The sequence below is a fragment of the Allosalinactinospora lopnorensis genome (assembly GCF_000981225.1).
GTDB classification, from domain to species: Bacteria; Actinomycetota; Actinomycetes; order Streptosporangiales; family Streptosporangiaceae; genus Allosalinactinospora; species Allosalinactinospora lopnorensis.
Genome location: NZ_LAJC01000121.1, coordinates 1 through 8510, shown reverse-complemented (window position 1 = coordinate 8510; position 8510 = coordinate 1). Strand labels below are relative to the sequence as shown.

Genomic DNA, 8510 nt, shown 5'->3' with positions numbered 1-8510 from the left:
GGGCCCGGACGGGGCGGGCCGCCCGGCCGGGGCCGGCGGGCGGGGGGGGGTGCCCCGGGGAGGGGCCTTGAGGTGCACCGGGAGGCGGCGCCTGCTGCGGCCCTTGGGGCCTGCCCTGGTGCGGGCCCTGCGGAGGCGGGCCGGGCTGCTGCCCCTGCGGCGGGTGCTGCGGTCCGGTGCGTGGACCGGGCATGCCTTGTGCCGGCCCCGGACCGGTGGGGCCGCCGTAAGGGCCGGTGGGCGGGCGGGCTCCGCCGTCGCTCGGTGAGGCGGGGCCCGGCTGCTGCTGCGGCTGCTGCGGACGAGGTGTCTGGGGGGGTTCTTCGCCCGGTTGCTGGTGCGGGGCAGCCTGGGGAGGCTGCTGGGGCCGACCGTCGTGGTCGGGACGGCCGTTGTTCGGCTCATGTGGATGCGGTGCGATGAGAGTACTCCGGAGACTGTCCTGGGGGTGGCGGAACTGGATCGATACGGAGCAGGCCTCCATTGAGGACCTCGATGGTCGCTCCTCGGGGAACGATCAGGGCACTGTCCGGTTTTGGGTGATCGTCGTCATCTCCGGGGACGGGGCCTCACCGGATGGCGGGGGAACCCGGCCGGGACCGTCAGGGAGACCATCGGCGACGACATGCGGTTGCGGAGGCGGAGCGGACAGTGGCTGGTCAGTACCGCCGCGCCGTCCTCGGGCCACTGGTGTCGTCGACCGTCAAGGCAGAGGATAGCTCCTACTCGCGCGAATGAGATGTTCCGGGGCTATCCTCGTCTTTCTCGCGGCCCTCCAGGGGGTGGGCGTGCGCCGTCGAAGAGCTGAGCGCTGATTGGCGCAAGCACCTCGGTGGGCAAGGCATAATGAGAGTGGAGTAACCGCGGATCGTAGTGTGACCACCGGTCCATCCCGCCGCTGCCATGGCGGCGCGGGATACGGTCACAGGCTGCTTTGACTGGTGGTGCGTCGGCCCGATAGTATGCTCCGTTGTTGTGTGTTGAGTTGCTGTGGGCTCCCGTCGCACCTCGGTGGGCGCCGGTAACTCAGCACCGTCTGCGTAACGGGTACCGGAGGACGTTCGGGATCCCGGGGCGACAGTCCCGAATGCCTGTGGAGGCGGCGTAGACCCTCCCCGAAACCGCTCGGGTGGCCGCTTGCCGCGAAACAGGAACCCTTGCCCGCGAGGGCGGGGATCCCCGTGCTGCAACGCGGGGAGAAGTCAAAAGTTCCCCATCTCCGTGCGTGGAGATGGCCGCCCGCCGACTGAGACGAAGGCTTACGATCGTGCGCACATACAGCCCCAAGCCCAGCGATGTCCAGCGTCAGTGGCACGTCATCGACGCCAACGATGTCGTGCTCGGGCGGCTGGCCAGCCACGTCGCGACCCTGCTCCGAGGCAAGCACAAGACGTACTACGCACCCCACATCGACACCGGCGACTACGTGATCATCGTGAACGCCGACAAGGTGGTGCTGACCGGTAACAAGCTGGAGCAGAAGCGGGCGTACCGGCACTCCGGTTACCCCGGCGGTCTGCGTTCCGTCGCCTACAGCGAGCTGATGGCCAAGCGTCCTGAGCGGGCCGTCGAGAAGGCCGTCAAGGGGATGCTGCCGAAGGGCTCCCTCGGCCGCCAGATGGCCAAGAAGCTCAAGGTCTACGCCGGCTCGGAGCACCCGCACCAGGCACAGAAGCCGGTGCCCTTCGAAATCAGCAAGATCAAGCAGCCCGCGTAGGCGCTCGCGAGACGTAAAGGAAGTACGAGGAGAACCGTGGTCGAGCCCACCGGTATCGAAGACGTCGCCCAGGACTTCGAGGACAACCCCGAGGAGTTCCCCGCTGAATACACCAGCGAGACTCCCGAGGCGCCCGGAGCGGGGTACGTTCCCACCGCGTCCGGTCCGAGCGCGGGCACCGGCCGCCGGAAGACGGCCGTCGCCCGTGTCCGCATCACGCCCGGTGGCGGGGAGTGGAAGGTCAACGGCAAGCCGTTGGAGGACTACTTCCCGGACAAGGTCCACCAGCAGACCATCAAGGAGCCGCTGGTCGCCCTCGGCATCGAGGGTGCCTATGATGTCTTCGCCCGTCTGAACGGCGGCGGCCCCAGCGGACAGGCCGGCGCCCTGCGCCACGGCCTCGCCCGGGCCCTGGCCGGACTGGACCCGGAGAACAACCGCCCGGCTCTGAAGAAGGCCGGGTTCCTCACCCGGGATGCCCGCGAGGTGGAGCGGAAGAAGGCCGGTCTGAAGAAGGCTCGCAAGGCTCCGCAGTACTCCAAGCGGTAACCCGCGGCAGATAACTTTCGTGCCGGACCATGAATGGCGCGGCACCGCGCTACGGCCCGCCGGTCCCCCTAGCATGGGGGCAGAGGCGGGCCGTAGCTGTTTCTCGGTGCGGGAAACGCGGGGAGGCGTCCGACGCGAACGGATCCCCCCGGACTCCCGTCTCACCTTTCTGACAGGGCACAGCGTCAGTGCTCCTGTCTCCTCAGAGTTGCTGTCTCCTTAGCTGAAGGGGCGATTGGTTCGTGGCTCGGCTGTTTGGTACTGACGGAGTCCGGGGGGTCGCCGGGCGCGATCTCACCGCCACCCTGGCGCTGGATCTCTCCATCGCCGCAGCGCAGGTTCTGGCCGCAGGTGAACGCGCGGGCCGCCCGCTGGCGGTCGTCGGCAGGGATCCGCGTGCCTCCGGTGAGTTCCTGGAGGCCGCAGTCGTCGCCGGACTGGCGAGTTCGGGGGTGGACGTCATCCGTCTGGGTGTGCTGCCCACGCCGGCCGTGGCCCACCTCACCGATGATCTCGACGCCGACTTCGGGGTGATGCTGTCGGCCAGCCACAACGCCGCGCCGGACAACGGAATCAAGTTCTTCGCACGGGGCGGCCAGAAGCTCCCCGACGAGCTCGAGAACCAGATCGAAGCGAACCTGGGCGGGGGCGCGCCCCCTGCTGTGGGCGCGGACGTCGGCCGGGTCAGCGACGCCGCCGAGGCCGCTGAGCACTACATCCGGCACGTCGTGGAGTCGGTCCCGAACCGTCTTGACGGCCTGCGTGTGGTGCTCGACTGCGCGAACGGTGCCGCCTCCGAGGTCGCCCCTGAGGCCCTGCGCCGCGTCGGAGCCGAGGTCATCACGATCGGGGACCGGCCCGACGGGCTGAACATCAACGAGGGGTGCGGTTCCACTCAGTTGGAAGCGCTGCAGGAAGCCGTGCGCAGCCACGGGGCCGACGCCGGAATCGCCCACGACGGCGACGCGGACCGCTGCCTCGCGGTCGCGGGTGACGGCTCGGTGGTCGACGGCGACCAGATCCTCGGGATCCTCGCGCTCGAGCTGCAGGAGGCGGGGAGTCTCGCGAAGGACACGTTGGTGGTCACGGTGATGTCGAACCTCGGCCTGAAACTGGCCATGAAGGAGGCGGGCATCGCCGTCGTCGAAACCCCGGTGGGCGACCGCTACGTCCTGGAGGAGATGAAGGCCGGGGCGTATTCGCTGGGGGGCGAGCAGTCCGGCCACGTGGTGTTGCTCGACCACGCGAGCACCGGCGACGGACTCCTCACGGGACTGCACCTGCTCGGAGCGGTGAGCCGCCGCGGACGCTCCCTCGACGAGCTGGCCAAGGTCATGACCCGGCTGCCGCAGGTGCTGATCAACGTGCGCGGCGTCGACAAGAGCCGCGCGGCGAGTTCCAGCGAACTGGCCGAGGCCGTGACCCGCGCCGAGGCCGAACTCGGCGACACCGGCCGGGTGCTGATCCGGTCGAGCGGTACCGAGCCGATGGTCCGCGTCATGGTCGAGGCCGCCGCCGAAAGCCACGCGCACGAGGTCGCCGAGCGCCTGGCCGATGTGGTGAGGTCCGCCCTCGGGCGCTGACACCCCGGAAAACCAACGCGAGGGGCGGGTACCCGCCCCTCGCGTCGTGTTCGCGGCCCGATCCGGCTATTCCACGGTCACGCTCTTGGCGAGGTTGCGCGGCTGGTCGACGTCGTTGCCCTTGGCCAGGGCCAGTTCGCAGGCGAACACCTGCAGCGGGACCGTGGACACGATCGGTTGCAGCAGCGTGGGCACGGCCGGGATCTCGATCAGCTCGTCGGCGAAGGGGCGCACGGTCTCGTCGCCCTCCTCGGCGATCACGATCGTGCGCGCGCCCCGGGCGCGGATCTCCTGGATGTTGGACACGATCTTGTCGTGGAGCACACCGCGGCCTTCGCGCGAGGGCACGACCACCACGACCGGCAGCCCGTTCTCGATCAGCGCGATCGGGCCGTGCTTGAGCTCACCCGCCGCGAACGCCTCGGCGTGCATGTAGGCGAGCTCCTTGAGCTTGAGCGCTCCTTCGAGCGCCACCGGGTAGCCCACGTGGCGGCCGAGGAACAGCACGGTGTCGGCCTCGCCGAGGGAGCGCGCCAACTCGCGGACCGGGTCGACCGTGCTCAGCACCTTCTTGACCTGCTCCGGCATGTTCGCGAGCTGCTCGATGACCGCATTGATCTCGTCACCGAATTTCACGGTGCGCACCTGCGCCAGGTAGAGCCCCACCAGATAGCAGGCCACGAGCTGGGTGAGGAACGTCTTGGTCGCGGCGACCCCGACCTCGGGCCCGGCGTGGGTGTAGAGCACGCCGTCGGACTCGCGCGGGATGGTGGAGCCGTTGACGTTGCAGATGGCGAGTACCCGGGCGCGCTGCTCCCGGGCATAGCGCACGGCCATCAGGGTGTCCATGCTCTCGCCGGACTGGGAGATCGCGATGACCAGCGTCTGGCGGTTCAGGATGGGGTCGCGGTAGCGGAACTCGCTGGCGACCTCCACCTCGCACGGGACGCGGCACCAGTGCTCGATGGCGTACTTGGCGATCAGTCCCGCGTGGTAGGAGGTGCCGCACGCGATGATCACGATCTTCTCGATATCGCGCAGCTCGGAGGGGGCCAACCGCATCTCGTCGAGGGTGAGCGTGCCGTCGACGGCGACGCGGCCCAGGAGGGTGTCGGCGACCGCCTGCGGCTGCTCGACGATCTCCTTGAGCATGAAGTACTCGTAACCGCCCTTCTCGGCGGCGGAGGCGTCCCAGTCGACGTGGTACTCGCGCACCTTGACGGGGCGGCCGTCGTAGTCGGTGATGGTCACGGAGTCGGCGCGCAGCTCGACGACCTGGTCCTGGCCCAGCTCGATGGCGTCGCGGGTGTGCGCGATGAACGCGGCGACGTCGCTGGCGAGGAAGTTCTCGCCCTGGCCCCGGCCCACGACCAGGGGGGAGTTGCGGCGCGCGGCGACGACCAGCTCCGGGTCGTTCGCGAACATGGCGACGAGCGTGAAGGCCCCCTCAAGCCGCCTGCAGACCGAGCGCATCGCCGCGGCCAGGTCGCCGTCCTGCTGCTTCAGCTCTTCGGCGAGCAGGTGCGCGGCGACCTCGGTGTCGGTCTCGGAGGTGAACTTGCAGCCGCGCTCCTCCAGCTCCAGGCGCAGCGAGGCGAAGTTCTCGATGATCCCGTTGTGGATCACGGCCACCCGGTTGTCGTTGTCGACGTGCGGGTGGGCGTTGGTATCGGTGGGGGCGCCGTGCGTGGCCCAGCGGGTGTGGCCGATACCGATGCCGTCGGCGGTGCGCGGATTGTGCTCCAGCGCCGCCCGCAGGTTGGCGAGCTTGCCGGCCCGCTTCTCGGTCGCGAGCCTGCCATCGGTGAGGACGGCGATGCCCGCGGAGTCGTACCCCCGATACTCCAGCCGTGCGAGGCCGTCCACGACGACCTCAAGCGCCGGTTGCGGCCCGACGTAGCCAACGATTCCGCACATGGCCGTCAGCGTAGCCAATCACGGTGGGTCCTCCGGTACGCGGACACGCCGGACCATTCGCTATTTTCGCAGGTAGCGGTATAGACCTGTTGGTAAAGAGGAGAGTGGCCGCGCACGTCAGGACGCTGCCGACCGCGCCGGGAGGTCCCCGGTGGGGCCGGCGGAGGCGACGGGAGAAATTCCTCGCATCGAGAGGCCGGTTCCGGTCATCCGGATTTCGGTTCGAGAGGCAACCTTTCCTGGTGAGGCGCGGATCACCCGGTAGAACGGGGGCGGTGAAACGTCCCGAATGCGTGCTCGTCTAGGGTGGGCAACCGTGTCTCATGCGACGAAGAACGGCTTCTCATCGCCGTACGTGGAGCTCGACCGGGATGCGTGGGCGGCCCTGCGCGACTCGACCCCGCTGTCCCTGACCGAAGCAGAGCTCGAGGTCCTGCGCGGGACCACCGATCCCACGTCGATGGACGATGTGCGGGACATCTACCTCCCCCTGTCGCGACTGCTCAACCTGTACGTCAAGGCCACGCGGCAGCGCCACGCGGCCGTCCGGGACTTCCTCGGTGAGGACGACCGCCCCGCCCCCTTCGTCATCGGAGTGGCCGGAAGTGTCGCCGTCGGCAAGTCGACCACGGCCCGACTGCTGCGCAGCCTGCTCGCCCAGTGGCCGGACCACCCCAACGTGGAGCTCGTGAGCACCGACAACTTCCTGTACCCGAACGCGGCGCTGCAGGAGCGCGGGATCATGAACCGCAAGGGGTTCCCGGAGAGCTATGACCGGCGCGCGCTGGTGCGGTTCGCCTCGGAGATGAAGGCCGGCGCGAGCCAGGTGGAGCTTCCCGTCTACTCCCACCTGGCCTACGACATCCTCCCTGGGGCCCTCCAGACGGTGTACCGGCCCGACATCCTCATCGTCGAGGGGATCAACGTCCTCCAGCCTCCCCTGCCGGGACGGCTGGCCGTCGCCGACTTCTTCGACTTCTCCATCTACGTCGACGCCAAGGTCGAGCACATCCGGTCCTGGTACCTGGACCGGTTCCGGGAACTGCGGCGCACCGCCTTCTCCGACCCCCGTTCCTACTTCCACTCCATGGCCGTCTCCGTGGAGGACGAGGAGGCGCTGGAGTTCGCCAAGAACGCCTGGCGCACCATCAACGAGGTCAACCTGGTGGAGAACATCCGCCCGACCCGGGCCCGGGCCACGCTCGTCCTGTACAAGGGCGAGGACCACCGGGTCCGCCGGGTGCGGCTGCGCAAGACCTGAGCGGCCGCCGCGGGGCGAGGTGAGCGCGCCGCCGCGCGGGTAGGAGAGTCCCCGCAGACGGTGCTCCCTGGTGGGAACATATGTGGAAACACCGCGACGGGACGGTACGAATGGCTACTCTGGGCGACGACAGCGATCCGACCACCGGAGGCGGTGACACGGACGCTCCCCCCGCGACCGAACCATCGGTCGCGCCTTCGCGGAGCGTGAACTGGCCGGTACCGCCCCCCGAGGGCTTCACCGCCGATGATCTCGACCGGATTCCGGATCTCCCCCCGCACACCGAGCTCATCGACGAGAGCCTCGTCTTCGTGAGTCCGCGGAAACTGTTCCACATGCTGGTGCTCTCGATGCTCGACTTCGAGTTGCGCCGCTCGGCTCCGGACCATCTCCGGGTGCGCCGGGAGATATCGACATCGACCTGACGGAGATCGACCGCATGTGAGCCGCGGAACGCGGTGTCCCGTCCGGCCTCAGGCGGGCTGCGCGCGGCGGCGCTCCACGTGTCCCGCCCCAGAAAGGCACGAGGCGAACGGGCCGCTCTCGGCACGCAGCCGGTCCAGGAGCGGGTCGAGGTGGTCGCGGTGCCAGATCCCCGGGCCGCTCGGTCCGGAGACGGCGGTGTCGGTGAGCTCACGGTAGGCGAGGCGCAGCGCGTGCAGCCGGCCGACCGCCTCGTGGTGCTCCCACCAGACGGGGCACCACACGGAGTCGTCGCCGACATAGACCGGGACCAGGAACTCGTTCACCCACGCCACCAGAGAGCCGAGCTCGCTCTTGTAGGCCTCGCGGGACAGGTTGAAGATGAATGGGGCGGCCTCGGTGTCCGGGCCATCCTGCTCCGGTGCCGCCGTCACCAGATCGCTGAGTTGCGTCTGCAGCCGGATGACGTCCGCGCCGAGTCTGTGCATGGCGTTCTGCAGGTGGGCGACGCGTTCGGACAGTACGTCCTGCGTCGCGATGCGGTCGTCCGTTGAGGTCATGCAGAAGTTCCCGTGCTGCTGTCCGTGCCTGGAATCTGGCTGTCCACCAGTAAATCAGTGGCCGGCGCGCGCCCGTGCACGACGGCGGAGAGGGGATGTCCCACGACCGTATGCGACCCGTGCGGCCATCGCCAGCATCCCGGCGTGCTTCCCGGGGGAGTGTCGGGCATGCTCTGGGGAAAGGGGCACACCGGGATTCCGACGCTTCGGGGAGGCGTAGTGCGTTACGCACACACGGTGGAGACGATCCGCAAGGCCGAGGGCGAGCTCATGGCGCGGCTGCCCGACGGCGCACTGATGCAGCGCGCGGCCACCGGGCTGGCCGGGGTGTGCGCGCGGATGCTCCCGCGGGTCTACGGCTCCCGTGTGGTGCTGCTCGTCGGCGGTGGTGACAACGGCGGCGACGCGCTTTACGCCGGGACCTTCCTCGCTCGGCGCGGCGCCGCGGTGCGGGCGGTCCTGGCCGGCTCCCGTGTGCACGAGGCCGGGCTGGCCGCGCT

The 8510-nt window shown here is 69.3% G+C and carries 8 protein-coding genes; 6 read left to right on the top strand and 2 right to left on the bottom strand.

From position 1 onward, the window contains the following. Positions 1-1267 precede the first annotated feature (1267 nt). The 3 genes from rplM to glmM all read left to right on the top strand — a co-directional run bounded on the left by rplM (position 1268) and on the right by glmM (position 3849). A complete protein-coding gene (rplM, locus tag VS93_RS25230) occupies positions 1268-1717 on the top strand; it encodes a 50S ribosomal protein L13 (protein WP_046472348.1) in 450 nt (149 codons plus the stop codon). Between the two features lie 36 nt (positions 1718-1753). Next, positions 1754-2266 (top strand): 30S ribosomal protein S9, encoded by a 513-nt coding sequence (gene rpsI / locus VS93_RS25225; RefSeq protein WP_046472347.1) that lies wholly within the window; start codon positions 1754-1756, stop codon positions 2264-2266. A 242-nt stretch (positions 2267-2508) separates the two neighbouring features. Beyond that, complete coding sequence (gene glmM, locus VS93_RS25220; RefSeq protein WP_046472346.1) at positions 2509-3849, top strand: phosphoglucosamine mutase; 1341 nt, start codon at positions 2509-2511, stop codon at positions 3847-3849. Positions 3850-3915: 66 nt separating this feature from the next. On the opposite strand, the gene glmS is transcribed toward glmM, so the two are convergent. Then, positions 3916-5784 (bottom strand): glutamine--fructose-6-phosphate transaminase (isomerizing), encoded by a 1869-nt coding sequence (glmS, locus tag VS93_RS25215; RefSeq protein WP_236700731.1) that lies wholly within the window; start codon positions 5782-5784, stop codon positions 3916-3918. 337 nt (positions 5785-6121) lie between these two features. Between glmS and coaA the strand changes: the two genes are divergently transcribed. Beyond that, positions 6122-7027: a type I pantothenate kinase gene (coaA, locus tag VS93_RS25210; RefSeq protein WP_046472345.1), complete on the top strand. Its 906-nt coding sequence runs from the start codon at positions 6122-6124 to the stop codon at positions 7025-7027. 110 nt (positions 7028-7137) lie between these two features. Next, positions 7138-7452, top strand: coding sequence for a hypothetical protein (locus tag VS93_RS25205; RefSeq protein WP_052745995.1), 315 nt, complete (start codon positions 7138-7140; stop codon positions 7450-7452). A 48-nt stretch (positions 7453-7500) separates the two neighbouring features. Here VS93_RS25205 and VS93_RS25200 read toward each other — a convergent pair whose 3' ends face one another. Then, positions 7501-8010, bottom strand: coding sequence for a DUF4913 domain-containing protein (locus tag VS93_RS25200; protein ID WP_046472344.1), 510 nt, complete (start codon positions 8008-8010; stop codon positions 7501-7503). A gap of 219 nt (positions 8011-8229) precedes the next feature. Here VS93_RS25200 and VS93_RS25195 point away from each other — a divergent pair. Beyond that, positions 8230-8510 (top strand): NAD(P)H-hydrate epimerase (locus VS93_RS25195; RefSeq protein ID WP_046472343.1); only part of this gene is annotated, 281 nt, incomplete at its 3' end.

What these genes read in the sequence shown, in the direction of transcription:
- VS93_RS25205 (WP_052745995.1), top strand. Translation starts at nt 7,138, where the DNA reads ATGGCTACTCTGGGCGACGACAGCGATCCGACCACCGGAGGCGGTGAC.
- VS93_RS25200 (WP_046472344.1), bottom strand. Translation starts at nt 8,010, where the DNA reads ATGACCTCAACGGACGACCGCATCGCGACGCAGGACGTACTGTCCGAA.